The following is a 19,661-nucleotide window of genomic DNA, read 5'->3' as shown; positions in this document are numbered from 1 at the left end:
CGCGGAGCAGCCGCCCCCGGCTCCCGTCAGGCCGGGGCGGCGGCCAGGCGTGGCAGCCGGTAGGAGACGCGGCCGTACCACGTGCAGGAGACGAGGAATCCGAGGCCCAGGCACAGCAGTCCGCCCACCGCGTCGAGCCAGAAGTGGTTGGCGGTGCTCACGATGACCAGCAGCGTCGTCGCCGGGTAGAGCGCCCCGAGCACCTTGGCCCACAGGGGCCGGGCCAGCATGGCGACGGTGATGCCGCACCAGACGGACCACCCTATGTGCATGGAGGGCATGGCCGCGTACTGGTTGGACATCTGGGCCAGGTTGCCGGACGCCATGGAGCCCCAGGTCTGGTGCACCTGCACGGTGTCGATGAAGTGCCCGCCGCCCATCAGCCGCGGGGGCGCCAGGGGGAAGAGGTAGTAGCCGAGGAGGGCGGTGCCGGTGGTGACGAACAGCACCAGCCGCGTCGCGGCGTACCGCCCCGGATGGGCGCGGTAGAGCCAGACGAGCACGCCGATGGTCACCACGAAGTGCAACGTGGCGTAGTAGTAGTTCATCGACACGATCAGCCACGTCACCCCGCCTATGGCGTGGTTGACGGACGACTCGACGGCGATGCCGAGCGCGTGCTCGGTGCGCCAGACCCAGTCCGCGTTCCGCAGCGCCTCGGTGCGCTGCTCGGGCACGGCGTTGCGGATCAGGGAGTAGACCCAGTAGCTGACCGCGATGAGCGCGATCTCGAACCACAGCCGGGGATGCCGGGCGGAACGCCACTTCGCCAGGGCGCCTCTGCCGGGGCGGGCGTCCTCGCTCGCGCCGGCGCGCGCAGGGGTGCGTTCCGCCTCGGCCGCGGTGGTCTCGTGCCGGGTGTCGTCTTCGGTCCTCGTGGTCGGTACCCCCATGAGGCGACAGTCTGCCAGACAGGGGCCCTGGGCCGATCATCCTGCGGTCGGGTTCCGGCAGGCAGGCGTCGTCCCCGCGGGGGAGACCGGAGGACGGCGGCACCCAGGGGCGGTACCTAGGGGCGGGGGCGGGACGCGGTCGAGCCGCGTACCACCAGCTCGGGCAGGAAGACGAACTCGCTGTGCGGCGCGGGTGTCCCCGCGATCTCCTCCAGCAGGGTGCGCACGGCCGCCTGCCCCATCGCGGTCACCGGCTGCCGGATCGTCGTCAGCGGCGGGTCGGTGAAGGCGATGAGAGGGGAGTCGTCGAAGCCGATGACCGAGACGTCCTCGGGGACGGCGTGGCCGTGCTGCCGGGCCGCGCGGATCGCGCCGAGCGCCATCATGTCGCTGGCGCACACCACGGCGGTGCACTCGCGTGCCAGCAGCTCCGCCGCCGCGGCCTGACCGCCTTCCAGGGTGTAGAGGGAGTGCTGGATCAGCGCGGCCGGGTCCGCGTCGAGGTGCTCGCGGACCGCCTGGCTGAAGCCCTCGACCTTGCGCTGGACGGGGACGAAGCGCTCCGGCCCGAGGGCGAGGCCGATGCGCCGGTGGCCGAGCGAGACCAGGTGGCTGACCGCCAGCCGCATCGCGGCCCGGTCGTCGGGGGAGACGAACGGTGCCCGTACCCGCGCGGAGAACCCGTTGACGAGGACGAACGGCACGCCCCGGCCGCGCAGCCGCTCGTACCGCCCGGTGTCGGCGGTGGTGTCGGCGTGCAGCCCGGAGACGAAGATGATCCCGGACACCCCCCGGTCCACCAGCATCTCCGTCAGCTCGTCCTCCGTGGAGCCGCCGGGCGTCTGGGTGGCCAGCACCGGGGTGTAGCCCTGCCGGGTGAGACCCTGCGCGATGACCTGTGCGAAAGCCGGAAATATCGGGTTCTCCAGCTCGGGCGTGATCAGCCCCACCAGGCCCTCGCTGCGGCGGCGCAGCTTGACGGGGCGCTCGTAGCCGAGCACGTCGAGCGCGGCCAGGACGGATTCGCGGGTGGCCGCCGCGACGCCCGGTTTGCCGTTGAGCACCCGGCTGACCGTGGCTTCGCTGACCCCCGCCTGCGCTGCGATGTCAGCTAGCCGTGCGGTCACAGGACCGGACCTTACCGGGAGTGCCTCACGCTGCCCACCAGGTGCAGGAATTCGCCGGCATCCGCACCTGCCCCGGGCCCGCCCCGGCCTCCATCGAGTCCCGCGACTCCTCGGGAACCGAGCACAGCAGCAGTTGGCCGGGCGCGGCCGTCTCCACCGGCTCCGCGCGGGTGTTGAGGACGCACACCAGTCCGGGCCGGGCCAGCGCGAGCACCCCGTCGGGGGCGGCCAGCCACTCCATCGCGGTGTCCCCGAGGCCGGGCAGCAGACGGCGCAGCCGCAGCGCGGTGCGGTAGAGCTCCAGCGTGGAGAGCGGATCGCCGGTCTGCGCCCGCACGCTCAGCGCCCGCCACTCGTCCGGCTGCGGCAGCCAACTGCCGCCGGGCCCGAAACCGAAGGAGGGGCCTTCGGTGCTCCACGGCATCGGCACCCGGCAGCCGTCCCGCATGCCTTCCTGCCCGTCGGTGACCGCGCCTGGGACGTTGCGCGAGAAGGCCGGATCCTGGCGCACCTCGTCCGGCAGGTTCCGCACCTCCGGCAGGCCCAGTTCCTCGCCCTGGTAGAGGTAGGCGGAGCCGGGGAGGGCGAGCATCAGCAGCGCGGCGGCGCGCGCCTGCGCCAGCGAGCCCAGCCGGCTGCGGTGGCGTACGACGTCGTGGTTGGAGAGCACCCAGGTCGTCGGGGCGCCCACGGTGGTGGACGCCGCCATCGACTCCTCGATCACCCTGCGCAGTTCCCCCGCGTCCCACCCGGCCTGCAGGAAGTGGAAGTTGAAGGCCTGATGGCACTCGTCCGGCCGTACGTACCGGGCCAGGCGCTCCGCGGTCGGTGCCCAGGCCTCGGCGACGCAGATCCGGTCCGGACCGTAGGACTCCAGCAGGCGCCGCCAGGCGCGGTGGATCTCGTGGACGCCGTCCTGGTCGAAGAACGGCAGCACCCGTGTGCCGATCATGCGGGCCTGCTCGCCCGTGCCGATGCCGGGCAGCCCCTCGGCCTTGACCATGCCGTGTGCCACGTCGATACGGAAACCGTCCACCCCCATGTCCAGCCAGAAGCGCAGCACGGAGTCCAACTCCTCGTGGACGCGCGGATTGCGCCAGTCGAGGTCCGGCTGCTCGGGCGCGAACAGGTGGAGGTACCACAGCCCCGCCTCGCCGGGCACCGGGCTCCAGGCGGGGCCGCCGAAGACGGACTCCCAGTCGTTGGGCGGCTGTTCACCGGCCTCGCCGCTGCCCGGTACGAAGTGGTAGCAGGCCCGGGCCTCGGCGTCTCCCGCCAGCGCCCGGCGGAACCAGGGGTGCTGCTCGGAGGTGTGGTTGGGCACCACGTCGAGCAGGACGCGCAGGCCGAGCGCGTGGGCCTCGGACACCAGCATCCGGGCGTCGTCCAGGGTGCCGAAGCGCGGGTCGACCGCACGGTAGTCCGCCACGTCGTAGCCGCCGTCCGCCTGCGGCGAGGAGTAGAACGGCGTCAGCCACACCGCGTCCACACCCAGCCGCGCCAGGTACGGCAACCGCTGCCGCACGCCCGGCAGATCGCCCACTCCGTCACCGTCGCTGTCGGCGAACGAACGGACGTAGATCTGGTAGATGACGGCGTCGCGCCACCAGCCCTGGGGGCGGGTGTGGGGGCGGTGCGCGTGCGCCGGGCCGGAGTCGACAGCGTGCTGGGTCACAGTTCTTCCCGTTCAGGCGTGCGGCGAGCCGGTGTCAAGGGTGACAACGCGGGCGGTGCCCAGGGGTTACGTGAACCGCAGGCTCCCCTTCGCCTTGCAGAAATATTTCGCAAGGTCTTTCGCCGTCCTCGCGCCACTGTTACGTTCCTCCGCAGCCGAGCGCCGCTCACGGCGCACGCGTCGACCTTGCGGAGGGATCTGACATGCGGCGTGGCACGGGCGTCACCGCGCTGATAGCGGGATTGGCTCTTGCGGCAACAGCTTGCGGCGGGGATCCGGACGGTGACAGCTCCTCCAGCGGCAGGATCGAGGGCACCGTCACCTTCTGGGACACCTCCAACGAGGGCGAGAAGGCCGCCTACAAGAAGATCGCCGAGGACTTCGAGAAGCAGCACCCGAAGGTGGACGTCAAGTACGTGCACGTCAACTTCGGTGACGCCAACCAGAAGTTCAAGAACGCCGCCGGCGGCAACTCCGGTGCCCCCGACGTGATGCGGACCGAGGTCGCCTGGGTCGCGGACTTCGCCCACCTCGGCTACCTCGCCCCGTTGGACGGCACCCCGGCACTGCGGAACAGGTCCGACTACCTCAAGACCGCTTTCGGCTCCACCAGGTTCGAGGGCAGAACCTACGCCGTCCCGCAGGTCACCGACACCCTCGGCCTCTTCTGCAACAAGCGTCTGCTGAAGAAGGCCGGCGTCCAGGTGCCCACCTCCTTCGCGGAGCTGAAGAAGAATGCCAAGAAGATCAAGAAGAGGACGGGGGCCACCGCGCTCTACCTACGGGGCGACGACCCCTACTGGTTCTTGCCCTACCTCTACGGCGAGGGCGGCGACCTGCTCGACCCCGCCCGCAAAAAGGTCACCGTCGACGACGAACCCGGCGTCCGCGCCTTCGCCGCCATGAAGGACCTCGTCGACTCCGGCGCGGCGGTCACCGACTCCAGCGACGGCCAGGAGAACGGCATGAAGGCCTTCCAGGACGGCAAGGCCGCCATGATCGTCGACGGCCCCTGGGACATCGCCCTGGCCCGCCAGGGCAAGGAGTTCGACGGCCCCCGGCGCAAGAATCTCGGCGTCGCCCCCGTTCCCGCCGGCAGCAAGGCCCAGGGCTCGCCTCAGGGCGGCTGGAACCTCTCCGTCTACGCGGGCAGCAAACACCTCCGCGCCGCCCAGGAGTTCGCCGCCTACATGAGCAGCCCCCAGGTCCAGTCCCGCACCACCAAGGAGCTGTCGCTCCTGCCGACCCGCAAGTCCGTGTACGCCCAACCGGCTGTCCGCGACAACGAGATGGTCACCTTCTTCCGCCCCGCCGTCGACAAAGCGGTGCAACGCCCCTGGATCGCCGAAGGCAACTCCCTCTTCGAACCGATCCGCATAGGCGTCGACGGCGTCCTCACCGGCCACAAATCCCCCCGGACCGCCGCCCACAACACCGGCAACGCATTCCGCAAGCTCCTCAAGAACTACAACTGACCAGCCACGCCTTCCTGCGCTCTCACAGCCGCGCGAGAGCCACCGGACGTGCCGAGACCCTGATCCTTCAGGGCGTTCCCGCGAACTGAACGAGCCGTGGCTCTTGCGGAAGGGGGCCCCGGAGGTGGGGCCCCGAACGAAGTCCGGAGGAGGAGCCCCCGGCGAAGTGAGGGCCTACAGGGACGGAGCCTCAGCATGGAGAAGCAAAGGTCCACAGAATGAAACGCCTCGTCGCCCTGTCGGCAAGACACTGGTACGCCTGGGCCATGGTCACCCCGGTGACCCTGGTCATCGCCGTCATCATCGGCTACCCCCTCACCCGAGGCATCTACCTCTCCCTCACCGACGCCGACGAGGCCAACGTCGCCCGCACCATCGGCGTCAACCACATCCCGGCCACCTACCACTTCACCGGCCTCGCCACCTACCGCGCCATTCTCACCGACAGCGTCTTCTGGGACCGCCTCGGCTGGACCACGGTCTGGACCACCGCCTGCGTCGGCCTCACCTTCGCCCTGGGCCTGACCCTGGCCGTGATGCTCAACCGCCAGGTGCGCGGCCGCACGTTCTACCGGGTGGCGATGATCGTCCCCTGGGGCATCCCCGCCTTCGTGTCCGTCTTCGCCTGGAAGATGCTCTTCAACGAGAAGAACGGCCTTTTCAACAAGGTCCTGACCGGCGGCGGCATCGACGCCGTGCCCTGGCTCGGCGACCCCACCTGGGCGAAGGCCGCCGTCGTCGCGGTGAACGTATGGCTGGGCGTCCCCTTCATGATCGTCGCGATGCTGGGGGCGCTCCAGGGGATACCCGGCGAGCTGTACGAGGCGGCCCAGATGGACGGCGCGGGCCCCTGGCAGCGGTTCCGCGCCATCACCCTGCCGGGAGTCCGCGCGGTCAGCAGCACGGTGGTCCTGCTCAGCACCATCTGGACGTTCAACATGTTCCCCGTGATCTTCCTGCTCACCAAGGGCGGGCCGGAGGACTCCACGGAGATCCTGGTGACGTACGCCTTCCGGCTGTCGTTCGTCAACAGCCCCCGCGACTTCGCCACCTCGGCAGCGTGGGGCGTACTCATCCTGCTGCTGCTCTCGCTGTTCACAGTGGTCTACCGGCGGGCGCTGCGCCGCCAGGGGGAGGCATGGTGACGTCCTCGACGCGTACCCCGATCAGCAAGCTGGAACGCACCCCGAACCGTCAGGCGGAACACACCCCGGACCGGCGGACGAAACGCACCCGTACCCGAGAAGGGGAACGCACCCGGCGACGGACACCCCTCGCCTCCGCCGGCCTGCACACCGGCCTCGTCCTGGGAACCCTCTGCGCCCTGTTCCCTCCGCTGTGGCTGCTGGTCACCTCCTTCAAGCCGACGACCGCCGCCTTCTCCACCTCGCTCGTCGAGCACTTCACCGTCGCCAACTACCGCCACGTCGTGGCCGACACCGCCTTCCTGACGTGGCTGGGCAACTCGCTGACCGTGGTCGTCGGCACGACCGTCGTGGGGGTGCTCATCGCAGCCGGCACGGGGTACGCCCTCAGCAGGTTCCGGTTCCCGGGGATGCGTCCGCTGATGTGGACCCTGCTCCTCACGCAGATGTTCCCGATGGCCGTGCTGATCGTGCCGCTGTACAACACGCTGGCCGGGCTGGGCCTGCTCAACCAGCCGCTCGGCCTGATCCTCACGTATCTGACCGTGGCCGTGCCGTTCTGCGCCTGGATGATGAAGGGCTTCTTCGACACGATCCCCGTCGACATCGACGAGTCGGGGCGGGTGGACGGGCTCTCCCCGCTGGGCACCTTCTGGCGGCTGATCCTGCCGCTGGCCAGGCCCGGACTCGCCGTCACCGGCTTCTACACCTTCGTGACCGCGTGGGCGGAGGTCGCCTACGCCACCGCGTTCATGACCGGTGAGGAGAACCTGACGCTGGCCGGCGGACTCCAGACGTTCGTCAACCGGTACGGCTCCGACTGGGGCTCGCTGACCGCCGCCGCCGTGATCGTCGCCGTCCCGGCCGGGCTGGTTTTCGGCTTCGCGCAGCGCCACCTGGTGTCCGGCCTGACAGCCGGCGCGACGAAAGCCTGAGCCGCCCTCCCCGCCGCCGCAACGCCCCTCCCGCCGTCGCGGCGGAGCAACGATTGGGATCGCATGAACCAGCACGACAGCGTGCCCGCCGCCGAGCCGGCGTCCGTCCACGAGACCGCCACCCGACCCGCCCGGTGGTGGCGGGACGCGGTGATCTACCAGGTGTACCCGCGCTCCTTCGCCGACGGCGACGGCGACGGCATGGGCGACCTGAAGGGCATCCGGGCACGCCTGCCGCACCTCGCAGGGCTGGGCGTGGACGCCGTGTGGCTGAGCCCCTTCTACGCCTCGCCGCAGGCGGACGCCGGGTACGACGTGGCCGACTACCGGGCGATCGACCCGATGTTCGGGACACTGTCCGATGCGGAGGAGCTCATCCGGGACGCCCACGCCCTCGGCCTGCGCGTCATCATCGATGTCGTCCCCAACCACTCCTCCGACCAGCACACCTGGTTCCGGCGGGCGCTGGCCGGCGACCGGGCCGCACGCGCGCGCTACCACTTCGCACCCGGCAAGGGACGGCGCGGCGAGCAGCCGCCCAACGACTGGGAGTCCGTCTTCGGCGGGCCCGCCTGGAGCCCGGTGCCCGGCGAGGACGGACTGTGGTACCTGCACCTGTTCGCCCCCGAACAGCCCGACTTCAACTGGGACAGCCCCGCCGTGCGCGACGAGTTCCGTTCCGTGCTGCGCTTCTGGCTGGACAAGGGCGTCGACGGCTTCCGCATCGATGTGGCACACGGCCTGGTCAAGGCCGCGGGGCTGCCCGACATGGGCAGCAGTGGCCAACTGCGCCTGCTGGGTACGGCCGAGCTGCCCTTCTTCGACCAGGACGGTGTCCACGAGATCTACCGCTCGTGGCGCGCCGTGCTGGACGAGTACCCCGGCGAGCGCGTCGGCGTCGCCGAGGCGTGGACGCCCACCGCCGCGCGCACGGCGCTGTACGTACGCGAGGACGAACTGCACCAGGCCTTCAACTTCCACTACCTCGACACGGGTTGGGACGCGGCAGCGCTGCGCACCGTCATCGACGCCTCCCTCTCCTCGCTCGGCGCCGTCGGCGCACCGGCTACCTGGGTGCTCTCCAACCACGACGTCGTACGCCACCGCACCCGGTTGGGCGGCGGCCACGCGCGGGGGCGGGCCGCCTCGCTGCTGATGCTGGCGCTGCCCGGCTCCGCGTACGTCTACCAAGGTGAGGAACTGGGGCTGCCCGAGGTCACCGAACTGCCTGACGAAGCGCGCCAGGACCCGTCGTTCTTCCGCGCCCACGGGCAGGACGGGCTGCGCGACGGCTGCCGCGTCCCCCTCCCGTGGGGCGAGGAGGAGACCGCCGGAGGCGGCAGCAGCTACGGCTTCGGCAGCGGCGGGAGCTGGCTGCCGCAGCCGCCCGGCTGGGGCGCACTGTCGGTGGCCGCACAGTCCGGCGACCCCTCCTCCACGCTGGAGCTGTACCGCACCGCACTGCGGTTGCGCCGTGAGAGGCCCGAACTGGGCGACGGTGCGCCGCTGGAGTGGCTGCCCGCACCCGAGGGTGTGCTGGCCTTCCGGCGCGGCGCGTTCGTGTGCGCGGCCAACACCCGCGCCGAGCCCGCCCGGCTCGACCTCCCCACCGGGCACCTCCTGCTGGCCAGCGGCCCGCTGCCGGACCCGGCACTGGGGGCGCCCGCCCCGGCGTCGGCAGGCGGCGCACCGGCGCCCGGTACGGCGGTGCTGCCCGGCGACACCACCGCCTGGTGGGTCCGCGGATGAGCACGCCGCCGCCCATCGTCCGCCGGCTGCCGCGTGACGGCCGTCGCCGCCGTACTCGCGCCACCGGCACCGAGGGCGGGCCGGGGTCAGGGGCGGCTCTCCGGCTCGTCCGCGGGGAGGAGCCCCGCCTCGTGGGCGAGGATCGCGGCCTGGACGCGGTTCCGCATGCCGAGGCGGGCGAGTATCTGGCTGACGTACGCCTTCACGGTGCCCTCGACCACGTGCAGCCGGGAGGCGATGTCGGCGTTCGACAGGCCCGCGCCGACCAGTCCCAGCACCTCGCGCTCGCGCGGGGTCAGGGCCGCGGCGCGCTCCCGCGCGTCCGTACGGCGGCGCAGCCTGCCCGTGTCCAGGTGCGCGATGACACGGCGCGCCACGGTGGGGGAGAGGTACGCCCCGCCCTCGTGGACGGCCCGGACGCCTGCCAGCAGGTCCTGCGGGTCACCGGACTTGAGGACGAACCCGGCGACGCCGGAACCGAGCGCGGTGGCGATGTACTCGTCCTCGCCGAAGGTGGTCAGCATCATCACCGCGCTCGACGGGCAGGTACGGCGCACCTCCGCGGCGGCGCTCAACCCGTCCAGCCTCGGCATCCGGATGTCGAGCAGGCACACGTCGGGCAGATGCCGCTGTGCCAGGTCGACGGCTTCGCGGCCGTCGCCCGCCTCGGCGACCACCTCCAGATCCACGGCCGACGTCAGGACGGCCCGTACCCCGGCCCGGATCATGGCCTCGTCGTCCGCCAGCAGCACCCGGATCATCGCCACCGTCCCCCGCTCTCTCCCCTGTGCGGGCCACGCCAGCGGGTCAGGGCGGCCCGGCGGTCCGCGGGCGCCCGTCGGGCGGCGCGTCCTGCTTGCTGTCCACCCGCGTCAGGGGGCCGTCCACGTGCAGCAGGGAGCCGTCCGGACGCCGTCCGGACAGCCGAGCCGAGTGCTCACGGCCCGGCACGCGAGCCGTCAGGGTGCGGCCCGCCTGGTCGGTGGGCCCGTACGCCAGGTCCGCCCCGCGCGCCCGCAGGCGGGTGACGTCCGCGTCGGCCGCCGCCAGCACGAACCAGTGCCCCTGCGGGGACCTCCACCGCAGCCCGGCGAGCACCTGCGGGGCGCGCGGGCCGCACGCCGGGCTGTCCCGGGTGCGGGAGGCGACGGTACTGCCGCGTCCGGGAGCACCCGGTGGCCGCCGGAAGAGGACCGTCACCCGGGCGCCGGTGCCGCGCCACGTCTCGGCCCTGGTGCACACCCACGCGGCCTCCCCGCCCCCTTCGGGAAGCTGCTGGCGGGCGAACTCCCAGGAGTTGACGGACTGCACCCCGGTGTCCAGCACCGCCGGGAGCCGGCAGACCGTGCGGGCCAGCCGACGGCGGGCCGCGGTGTCCGTGGCCGGCTCCTGCCGCCTGCCGTCGGTCAGTTGGGCCACGGTCGGCTCGCCCAGGTCCGCGTAGAGCCGCACCTCTTCGGCGACGCCCCCGCGGCCGGCCAGCGCCAGCCCCGGCCAGTCCCGGCAGTGCCGCGGCTGGGTGACGGGCAGCGTCACCGGCTCGGTGACCCCCGCCGCGTCCCGGGACAGCGGACGGCCCTCGCGGTCGCCAGGGTCGCGGAGGTCCACCTCGGCGGCCTCGGCGATCCACGGCGCCGTCAGGTAGCGCACCTGGTTCTCCCCGCGGGCGACGGCCAGCGCACCGAACGCCCCGGGCTTCCCGCCCGCGGCCCGTGCCAGTTCCAGCGACACCCCGTTCCGCGCCGCGCGTGAGCCGTCACCGGGGTGCAGGGGCTCGGTGTAGCGGGCCACCCGCAGCCCGTCGTAGAGCACCACCACCGCCGTACCGTCCAGCCGGTCCGCGTACAGCAGGTGGGGCGGTCCCGGCGGGGGGCCGTCGGGGGTTCCGGGGGTCGTGGTGACCCGTACGTCGGTGCGCGGCCTGGCCCAGGTGACCAGGGCCCGGCGCAGCAACGATTCGTCGCCGGTCAGGGAACCGCGGGCCGGCCACGCCTCCAGGTCCGGCCGCGAGGCGTGCCGCCAGGCGTCCGGGTCCACGCGGATCAAGGTGTCCGGGTCGAGGGCGCGTTCGGTGTCCGTACCGCGCAGCAGCGGGGCGTGGGTGGCCGCGTCCGGCCCCCAGGTGTCGCCCGGCATGCCGAGCAGCCCGCAGCAGGCCAGCGCCGCACCCAGCGCGGCGGCCGCTGCCCGGCGGCGCCGCCGCCTGCGCACCACCGTGCGGGCATGCGGGGCCGCCTCGCACACCGCACACGCGGGGGCGGGCGGTGACCCGTCTCCCGCACCCGACGGGGGCGCGGTCTGCTGCGGGGTGCGGGCGGCGGGCTGCGTGCGGGGTTCCGCCTGCCGGCCGAGGACGGGCCCGGCCCCCTCCGCCCGGGTGACGGTCTCGGCCGCGGCCAGCGCCGCCTCCGGGTCCCGTACCCGGGCGGCGCCCAGCAGGTGGCGGATGTCCGGATCGGCCAGCCCTTCCAGATGCCGGAGCGCGTACGCCGCGCGGGCGGGGGCGTCGGCCCGCGCGGGGGAGCCCGGCCGGCGCGGCCACCACCGCCGCTCCAGCGCCGCCCGCACCACGCGCAACCTCAGCCATACGTACGCCGGGTCCTCGTCCCGCATCCCCGTCAGCGGCAGCCGCGCGGTGGAGGTGCACCGGCGCGGCAACGCGGCCCGCGTCACCTCGTGCGCCACCCGCGCCCGGCCCGGCCCTGCGCCCAACAGCCCGTACGCGAGCCGCACCAGCCGCGGGTAGTGCCGTAGCAGGGCGCTCTCAGCCTGCTCGACATCCAGCGTCGCGGGCCGTCCACTCACAACCCCTGAACGAGACATCGCACCGCGGGGTCACCGCACACCACCGACCCGAGTGGCGCCGGCCCGCGCGGGTCCGGGATCTCAACCGGCCGGGGTGGCCGGGACCTCCAGGGTCACCATGGTGGGGCCGCCGGCCGGGCTGCTGACGGCGAGCACGCCGTCGAACTGGGCGAGCCGCCGCTGCACGCCCGCCAGTCCGGAGCCCGCCTCCGGTGCGGCGCCGCCCTTGCCGTCGTCGGTGACGGTGACCCGGATGGCGCCGTCGCCGGGCGCGTCCCCGGCGTACAGCACGTCCAGCCAGACGTGCGCGGCGTCGGCGTGCTTGGCGGTGTTGGTCAGCACCTCGCTGACCGCGAAGTAGACCGCCGTCTCGACGGGTTCACCGAAGCGGCCCGGCAACTCGATGTCGGCCTCCACCGGCACCGGCATCCGCAGCGAGAGCGCCCGCAGCGCGTCCGGCAGACCGCGTTCGGCGAGGACGGGCGGATGGATGCCCCGTACCAGGTCGCGCAGTTCCGTGAGCGCCTCGGCGCTGTTCTGCCGGGCCTGGGCGATCATCTCCTTGGCCTTGGCGGGGTCCCGTTCGACCAGGGCTTCGATGGTGCCCAGACTCATGCCCATGGCGACGAGCCGGGCCTGGGCACCGTCGTGCAGGTCGCGTTCGATGCGGCGCAGCTCGGCCGCCGAGGAGTCCACCGCGTCGTGCCGGGTCTCGTACAGCTCCTCGACCCGCTGGGCGAGCAGCATCTCGCGGGTGGGCTCCAGCATCCGCGCGGTGAGCTGGTGGTTGAGCGGCAGCAGCGGGGGCAGCAGGGCGGTGACGAACCCGGCGGTCATGTCGGCGGGCAGCCAGGCGATGTCCCGCCACGTGGCCGGGTCCTTCAGCAGGTGGACGCACTGTTCCACCTGGCCGACGATGCCGTTGCCCCGCTTCCGCGGCCGGGGCCGATACGGCTCGGGCACCTCGTAGCCGCCCCAGCGGCGGGCGAGCTGCCGCCGCTGGTTCGCATACCGGCGCAGCGCGTGCTGGACGGGCGGGAAGGCGACGGCTCCCACACCGATCGGCAGCAGCGCGACGGAGACGACGGACAGCACGAACAGCAGGATGGACACCGGGAGGGTGACGACCGCGAGCGCGGGCCCCCGCACCAGCGCCAGCATCAGCTCGTGCGTCTGCACCGCGGCCCGCGGTCGCTCCTCGGTCACGTCCTGTCCCCTCCCCGTCCCGCACCCCCGCCGGACGGGCTGCTAGCTGTCCTTGGACTTCCTTGCGGTGCTCTTCCCGTCCGTCCAGTCCGCGAACTCGACCAGCCCGCGGGCCGTGCCGCCGCCGTTGGTGGCCGTCATGAACACCCCGGCGTCCTGTCTGCCTGACGCGCCGGGCACCTCGACGGTTGAGACGGTACGCCAGCTCCTGCCGTCGTCGGTGGACAGCTCCCCCGTGAAGGAGCTGCCGGACCGGGACAGCCGCAGCGTGACGGGGGCCGCCACACCGGTGACCTGCCGGTAGGTGTCGAGGGTGCCGTCGCCGTCGCTGTCGTAGGAGAGCACGACGCCGCTGGCCGGGGTGGCGGCCAGGTTGAGGAAGCCGCCGGAGGCCGCATCCGAGAGGTGGTTGCGGACGACGAGACCGGCCCGCGCCCACGGCCCGGTGTGCTCCTGGGTGACGACCTTCAAGGTCACCGTCCCGCCGTCCTCCAGCGCCCCGGGACGGTACAGGGCCCCGAACTCGGCGGTGCCCTTCCACAGGTCCGCGCCGGCGCCGTCGATCGCCCACCGTCCGTTCAGGTGCCCGAAAACGGCGTCGTTCGTGGTGACGGTGCGCACGTCGTGGGGCAGCGGCCCGGCGCGGTAGACGCGACCCGCCTGGCTGGTGGTCACCCGCTCCTGCCCCGCCGGGCCGGAGAGCACCTCCACCTTGAAGTCCTGCCCGTCGAGCGGGCGGGTCAGCGCCCGGGCCGTCTGCGTGGGTACCCGCCAGTGGACGGTGGCCCGGCCGCCGGGCTCGACCGCCCGGTGCGAGGTCGGGTCCTGCGCCTCGGCGCCGTCCAGGCCGTGCAGGGCCAGATCGACGGCGCCGGTGGAGGAGAGCCCGTTCTCGTTGCGGTACTCCGCGCGCACCGTGCCGGTCCTGCCCGGCGGGACGGCGCGCGGTTCGGCGATCACCTTCAGGGACGCCTGGTACGGCGCCTTGGCGAGGACGTCACGCACGCGGACCGCGGTGGTGTACGGGTCGGTGGCGGCCCGCGTCGGGTAGTCGTTCGTCTGCCGCGTCCAGGGCTCCTCCTGCGCGTACCAGTCGAACTCCTTCGGGGCGCGGTTCTGCTCCAGCGCGTCCTGCAGATCGTCGAGGAAGGCCTTCCACTGGGGCAGGTGGAAGTCGCGGATGAGGCCGTGCCAGTCGCGGTTGGCGTAGTTGGCCAGGTGGCCGCCGTCGGCCGTGGGGCGGTCCGCCCAGGTGGTGACCAGTACCCGGGCCGTACGCTCCAGGTCGGTGCGCTCCTGCGCGGAGCTGCCCGAGGCGCGGGCCGCGGTCAGCCACGGGCCCAGCAGGAACGCGGGGTGTCCGCCGGACATGTCGTCGGACAGCTCCATCAGCTTCAGCCACAGCGCGGCCAGCTTCTTGAAGGTGGCCGCGTCCTTCTTCTGGTAGGCGTCCTCCAACTGCGGGATCAGCGTCCAGGAGCGGTTGGCCAGCACCTGGCGGCCCACGTCGGTCAGGTCGTAGCGGTAGGCGTCGCTGCCGCGCAGCTTCTCCGCCACGCCCAGCAGCCCCTCGAACGCGCCGTCGAAGGCGGGCAGGTCGAACGCGGGCGTGTGGGTGGCGTAGTAGGCGCCCGAGCGGGCCGAGAGGCTGGGCCGGGCGGCGAAGACGCTGTCGTGCGGGCGCCCGTCGGTGCTGCTGATCCGGTACGCCGTCTCGCGCAGCGCCGTCATCGCCGCGGTCGCCTTGTCGTCCGCACCGCCGTAGCGCAGCTTCGCGTAGTCGGTGAACCAGGTGCCGCGGTCCACCGCCTTCTCGCGCCACGCCAGCTCGCTGAACAGCTCCAGCGCCGCCGCGTCCCGCCCCGCGGCCTCCGGCATGTAGCAGACCCCGGACAGCTTGCTGCCCGCCTTGTCCCGCCAGGCGGTGAAGCGTTCGGTCCACATGTGGGTCTTGGCGCCGATGGTGGTGCGGCCGCCGAAGTTGTCGATGCAGCCGAACGCGTACGGCACCCCGCCCCAGTCCTTCTCCCGGTCGGTGACCTTGTCCAGGTCCGAGAGGCCGTCGACGATGAGCATCTTGTCCTTGGCGGCGAGCCCCTCCAGCAGGTCCTTGCGCGGGTTCTCCTGCCAGCCGAGAATCACCCAGGTGGCGCCGGGCCGCGCGGTGTGCAGGGCCTTCTCCACGGCGCGCGCCGCCTCCGGCACGGGCACGTTCCCCGGGTCGCCGCCCTCGTGCAGCAGGTCCATCTTGAAGTGGTCCGCCGCGCCGAACAGTTCCTCCTGGTGGCGGTAGAAGGCGGCGGCCACCTTGGCGAAGAGGGCGGTACGCGGGTCCAGCCACGGCGGCCGGTCCAGCCCGCTCCACTTGCCCTGCGGGACGGTGCGGGCCTCCTTGTTGCGCTTGGCGAAGTCGGCGGGAACGGTGCCGAAGTAGCCGGGCAGCACCGGCTTCATGCCCAGCTCGCGCATCCGTGCCACGATCCGCTTGCCCAGGTCGGTGCGGGCGGCCAGCAGCTCGGTGCTGACGGGCCCGCCGTACCCGGCCATGTTCTGCAGCAGCCACCACGGCTGGTGAGTGGGCGCCGGGATCCAGGCGCGGGCGTCGGCGTCGCTGTAGCCGAAGTCCTTCAGCGTGCGGTGGTAGACGGCCTCCTGCCCCGCGGTGACCAGCACCTCGTTGAAGCCGTGCAGGGCCAGTACGTCCAAGAAGTGCTCCCAGTCGCTCCAGTCGGCGTAGGGGGCGGTGTAGCCGTCGTGGGTGTCGTTGAGGGCGAACCGGTTGCTGACGGTGGCCTTCTGCGCGTGCTGGGCGCGCGGCGCGGGCAGTGTCTTCGGCAGCTCCAGGTTGCTGCCCGACCAGGAGATGTGGGCGTCGCAGCTGTACTTGAGGTACCAGTGCAGGCCCGTGAGCATGGCCACCGGGCCGGTGCCTGCGACCTTGATCTGCCCCGCGGAGCCGGTCACCTCGAACCGCTCGGCCCCGGTGATCTCCTGGAAGGTGACCTGCCCCGCGTGCCGGGGCAGCAGCCGCTGGAGCGCCTGCCGGGCCGTGTCGGAGGCCGGGGCCGCGGGGGCTGCCGGGGCGGGTGCGCCCTGCCGTCCTGCCGTCCTGTCCGCCGCCATGGCGGGGATGTACCCGCCTGACAGGGCCAGACCCGCGCCGAGCGCTCCCGTCGTGCCGAGCACGGCGCGTCTGTCGAGGGAGGTGCGGGCGCGGGCCTTCGGTACCGGCACGGGCCGACCGGAGTGGTTGTCGTATCTTCCGTGTGCGTCGCTGCCGTGCTCGTCGTCGATCGGCTCGTGCATGGGGTGCCTCCACCTGACGGATGTCCTGCCGGATGTCCTGACGGATCTGCCGTATGTGACCAAAGACACGTACGGGGAGGCACGGTAACGAAGCGGTCAGCCTCGGTCGAGGTAGGCGAGCACGGCGAGTACACGCCGGTTGTCGTCGTCGGAGGGCGGCAGGCCCAGCTTTCCGAAGATGTTGGAGGTGTGCTTGGCGACCGCCCGCTCGGTGACGAAGAGCTGTGCCGCGATGGCCGCGTTCGACCTGCCCTGTGCCATCAGCTCCATCACCTCCTTCTCCCGGGCCGTCAGGTTCCCCATCGGCGCGTCCTGCGAGCGCCGCGTCAGCAACTGCTGGATGACCTGCGGGTCCATCGCCGTGCCGCCCGCCGAGACCCGCCGCACCGCGTCGATGAACTGATCGGCGTCGAAGACCCGGTCCTTGAGCAGATAGCCGACCCCGCCGTTCCCGTCGGCCAGCAGTTCGCTCGCGTACAGCTGCTCCACGTGCTGCGAGAGCACCAGCACCGGCAGCCCCGGTCGCTTGCGGCGCGCCTCCAGCGCGCACTGGAGCCCCTCGTCGGTGAACGACGGCGGCAGCCGTACGTCGACCACGGCCACGTCCGGCTCCACCTCCAGCAGCGCCCGGCTCAGCTCCGGGCCGTTGTCGACCGCCGCCGCGATCTCGAAGTCGAACGCTTCCAGCATGCGGACCAGCCCGTCGCGGAGCAGGAAGAGGTCCTCGGCGATCACGACACGCACGAAAAAGGCTCCAAATTCGTCGGGCGGCCGGGGCGGTGCGCGGTGCGGCCCCGTCGGCCGGTGGGGCCGCAGGCCGGCAGGCCGGCGGCGCCCGTGGGCCGGTACGGGCTATGAATCTACCGGCCCCGCGGCCCGCATGGCGGCGGCAACGGCATCCAGCCGCCCTGTCCCGTGCGCGACGGCGAGCCCGTCCATGGCGTCCCGCACGTGGACGAGCTCGCCCGCCCGCACGCGCAGCGTCAGGACACCGGGAAAGCGGAACGGGCGGCCCTCGGGCGCGATCGTCCCGGCCACCGTCTGTTCGACCACGAGCACCTCGGGGTCCGCGCTCGGGTGCACGACGAGGTCGCGGATCTCCTCGGGCCGCGCCGCACTGTCGTCCCACGCCGCGTGGTGGTTCGCCCGCACGGCCTCCCGCCCGGTCAGGCGGGCGGGCATCCCCGGGAAGGTGAACGGGAACTCGTGCACGGCGTCGGCCGCGTACAGGCCGGCCAGGGCGTCGGCGTCCCTGTCGAGCATCGCCCGGTGGTAGAGCGCCAGCACCTCGCGGGGGCCGCGGGCCCCGGCCCTGCCGTCCCGGTGCTGGATCAGGTCCCAGCGGTTGCCGTACGGGTCGCGGAAGACGGCCACCGTGCCGTACGGCTCCTCGCGGCGCGGCTCCTCGAAGGGGACCCCGGCGGCGGTGAGCCGGGCGTGCTCGGCGGCGAAGTCGTCGGTCCGCAGGAAGAAACCCACCCGCCCACCGGTCTGGTCCCCGACCCGCTCCCGCTGGGCACCGTTCGCCGCCCTGGCGAGCAGCAGTCCGGTGCCGCCCGCCGTGGGCTCGACGGCCACCCAGCGCTTCCGGGCGTCGAGCGGGGTGTCCGCGCGGGTACGGAAGCCGAGCACTCCGGTGCAGAAGGCGAGGGCGTCGTCGTAGTCGTCGACGACGAGGGTGACCGGACCGAGGGCGTTCATGCGCTGCTGCCTCACGAAAGGGGGCTCCCACCCCGACGGGGCGGGAGCCCGGTCGGACGGAGTGGTGGATCAGCCGGCGGTGTCGCGTATCCAGTCGCCGTGCTCGGCGACGCTCGGGTAGATGTCCGGGGTCGAGGCGCAGTCGCCGACGGACCGGCTGGTGACACCGGCCAACTGCCGGCGCCCCTGCACCTCGACGAGGGCGGGGGCACCGGAGTCGCCTCCGCACGTCCCGGTGTCACCGCCCGGGTTGTCGGTGCAGAAGTCGCCGTCGTGGATGCCCCAGGCGTCCCCGTCCGTCTCGTTCGAGGCGCACTCGGGTGCGTCCTTGGACAGCACCGGCAGGTCCACCTCGCGGTGTTCGACCGGCAGTTGAGAGGGGTCGTTGCCCGTCGGCTTCGTGTAGCCCCAGCCGGTGGCCCGGACGGTGTCCCCGTCCGACGGTGTCTTCGAGGCGAGCGGCGCCGGCTTCTTGGAGACCTTGGAGGCGAGCTGGATCAGGGCGAGGTCGTCGGCGCTGCCGCGGTCCTCGGACCATGTGTAGCCCGGGTGCACGAGGAACTTCTTCACCTTGGCGACCTCGCCGCCCTTGGTGCGGTCCAGCGAGCCGACCCGCACGTGGTACTGCGTCGGGTCGTTGACCTTGCTCCCGGTGACGCAGTGCGCCGCCGTCAGGACCCGGTCCGCGGCGATCAGGGTGCCCCCGCAGTAGTGGCCGTCCGGGTCGTCGTCGCGCTGCTTCTGCAGGGAGACGATGAAGGAGTAGTCGGTGGTCGACTCGTGACCACCGATGATCTTCGTCTGGTGCCCGTCGCCCGCGGAGATGCCCGTGGCCCGGGCCGTGCAGGCGGCCGTGCCCGCCGCGGCGATCCCCAGGGAGAGCGCCGGGACGAACGCGGTACGCGCGGCCCTGGCCACCGTCCTGCGGGGCTTCGGGCGCTGCTTGCTGGCTGGGATGAGCGTGTCCTTTCCCATGTGGTCCGCTCTCGTCCCGCCGCCGGGGAAAGGGCCGCGGGTGTGTGCTCTCGAAGGTCCGGCCGGCGGCACCGACCTCCCGCCGGAACCGGCACACGGCGGTCGCCGGGTGCCTGCGTCACCGTCGAGGAGCCGCCGGGCCCGGGCAGCCGCCGCTGCCCGGACGCCGGCGACGTGCTGTGCCGGCCCTCGCCGCGCGGCGCTCAGGCGCGCGCGTGCGGGGCTGCGGCATGCGGGGCGTGTGATGCCGGGCGCGCCCGGCGCTCCGGACAGGGTGTCCGGAGCGCGGCAGGCGGGCCCCCTGGTGCCGGGCGGCCGGTCGGTGGGACGGGAACCGGTGCGCTGCGGCACGCGGCCGCGGCGACGAGGGGCGGTTTTCGGGCAGCATCGGCCCGACCCGCCTCACCAGATGACACAAAACTCTCCCCGTTGTCTGTGGCCCACCCATCACACACTGCCCAAGTGCCCCGTGTCCAGGCGCTTCTGCTGCCGTAAGGAATCGGCATCGCGAGCCGTGCCCACGGGGGCAGGCCCGGCACGGGCGCGGCTCGGGTAAGGTGCGGCAACCGGCGCGAGAGGTCGCCCGGACGACGCGGAGACAGGGAGGTGAGACGCATTTCCGCCGTGACAGGCAAGGCGCTCTCGCCCCACCCCGGGCGGCTCCTCACC

General features: G+C 72.9%; 14 protein-coding genes and 1 pseudogene. 4 read left to right on the top strand and 11 right to left on the bottom strand.

From position 1 onward, the window contains the following. Positions 1 to 26: 26 nt before the first annotated feature. The 3 genes from H297_RS0109750 to H297_RS0109740 all read right to left on the bottom strand — a co-directional run bounded on the left by H297_RS0109750 (position 27) and on the right by H297_RS0109740 (position 3,695). Positions 27 to 893 carry a phosphatase PAP2 family protein gene (locus tag H297_RS0109750; RefSeq protein ID WP_027736884.1) on the bottom strand — a complete coding sequence of 289 codons (867 nt, stop codon included), beginning with the start codon at positions 891 to 893 and terminating at the stop codon, positions 27 to 29. A gap of 116 nt (positions 894 to 1,009) precedes the next feature. Beyond that, positions 1,010 to 2,020: a LacI family DNA-binding transcriptional regulator gene (locus tag H297_RS0109745; protein WP_027736883.1), complete on the bottom strand. Its 1,011-nt coding sequence runs from the start codon at positions 2,018 to 2,020 to the stop codon at positions 1,010 to 1,012. A gap of 25 nt (positions 2,021 to 2,045) precedes the next feature. Continuing rightward, the gene (locus H297_RS0109740) at positions 2,046 to 3,695 is read right to left on the bottom strand and encodes a glycoside hydrolase family 13 protein (protein ID WP_027736882.1); all 1,650 of its coding nucleotides are present in this window, start codon (positions 3,693 to 3,695) and stop codon (positions 2,046 to 2,048) included. 203 nt (positions 3,696 to 3,898) lie between these two features. Between H297_RS0109740 and H297_RS0109735 the strand changes: the two genes are divergently transcribed. From H297_RS0109735 to H297_RS0109720, 4 genes are all read left to right on the top strand, one after another. Then, positions 3,899 to 5,170 (top strand): extracellular solute-binding protein, encoded by a 1,272-nt coding sequence (locus H297_RS0109735; protein ID WP_027736881.1) that lies wholly within the window; start codon positions 3,899 to 3,901, stop codon positions 5,168 to 5,170. Between the two features lie 218 nt (positions 5,171 to 5,388). Next, entirely contained in the window at positions 5,389 to 6,315 is a 927-nt protein-coding gene (locus tag H297_RS0109730; protein ID WP_027736880.1) for a carbohydrate ABC transporter permease, read from the top strand. Then, positions 6,309 to 7,250 carry a carbohydrate ABC transporter permease gene (locus H297_RS0109725; RefSeq protein WP_037793418.1) on the top strand — a complete coding sequence of 314 codons (942 nt, stop codon included), beginning with the start codon at positions 6,309 to 6,311 and terminating at the stop codon, positions 7,248 to 7,250. Before H297_RS0109730 ends, H297_RS0109725 begins: the two co-directional genes overlap by 7 nt. Before the next feature lie 63 nt (positions 7,251 to 7,313). Beyond that, a complete protein-coding gene (locus tag H297_RS0109720; RefSeq protein WP_027736878.1) occupies positions 7,314 to 8,999 on the top strand; it encodes a glycoside hydrolase family 13 protein in 1,686 nt (561 codons plus the stop codon). Positions 9,000 to 9,085: 86 nt separating this feature from the next. Here H297_RS0109720 and H297_RS0109715 read toward each other — a convergent pair whose 3' ends face one another. The 8 genes and pseudogenes from H297_RS0109715 to H297_RS0109680 form a co-directional block, all read right to left on the bottom strand. Continuing rightward, entirely contained in the window at positions 9,086 to 9,760 is a 675-nt protein-coding gene (locus H297_RS0109715; RefSeq protein ID WP_027736877.1) for a response regulator transcription factor, read from the bottom strand. 46 nt (positions 9,761 to 9,806) lie between these two features. Continuing rightward, the gene (locus H297_RS35555; protein ID WP_064744803.1) at positions 9,807 to 11,804 is read right to left on the bottom strand and encodes a hypothetical protein; all 1,998 of its coding nucleotides are present in this window, start codon (positions 11,802 to 11,804) and stop codon (positions 9,807 to 9,809) included. 81 nt (positions 11,805 to 11,885) lie between these two features. Next, positions 11,886 to 13,010, bottom strand: coding sequence for a histidine kinase (locus H297_RS0109705; protein ID WP_027736876.1), 1,125 nt, complete (start codon positions 13,008 to 13,010; stop codon positions 11,886 to 11,888). 42 nt (positions 13,011 to 13,052) lie between these two features. Then, the gene (locus tag H297_RS0109700) at positions 13,053 to 16,316 is read right to left on the bottom strand and encodes an alpha-N-acetylglucosaminidase (RefSeq protein WP_078513868.1); all 3,264 of its coding nucleotides are present in this window, start codon (positions 16,314 to 16,316) and stop codon (positions 13,053 to 13,055) included. Between the two features lie 96 nt (positions 16,317 to 16,412). Further along, positions 16,413 to 17,060 (bottom strand): response regulator transcription factor, encoded by a 648-nt coding sequence (locus H297_RS0109695; protein WP_027736874.1) that lies wholly within the window; start codon positions 17,058 to 17,060, stop codon positions 16,413 to 16,415. A 108-nt stretch (positions 17,061 to 17,168) separates the two neighbouring features. Continuing rightward, on the bottom strand, positions 17,169 to 17,579 hold the full coding sequence (locus H297_RS43680) for a nuclear transport factor 2 family protein (protein ID WP_199787177.1): 411 nt from the start codon (positions 17,577 to 17,579) through the stop codon (positions 17,169 to 17,171). A gap of 63 nt (positions 17,580 to 17,642) precedes the next feature. Next, a pseudogene (locus H297_RS43675) lies at positions 17,643 to 18,017 on the bottom strand (VOC family protein); the annotation flags it as partial. A 69-nt stretch (positions 18,018 to 18,086) separates the two neighbouring features. After that, positions 18,087 to 18,992 carry a serine protease gene (locus tag H297_RS0109680; protein WP_027736873.1) on the bottom strand — a complete coding sequence of 302 codons (906 nt, stop codon included), beginning with the start codon at positions 18,990 to 18,992 and terminating at the stop codon, positions 18,087 to 18,089. Between the last annotated feature and the right edge of the window lie 669 nt (positions 18,993 to 19,661).

The sequence above is a fragment of the Streptomyces sp. CNT360 genome (genome assembly GCF_000424785.1).
The sequence above is the reverse complement of the archived record's forward strand: the minus strand, read 5'-3'. Positions and strand labels throughout refer to the sequence as shown.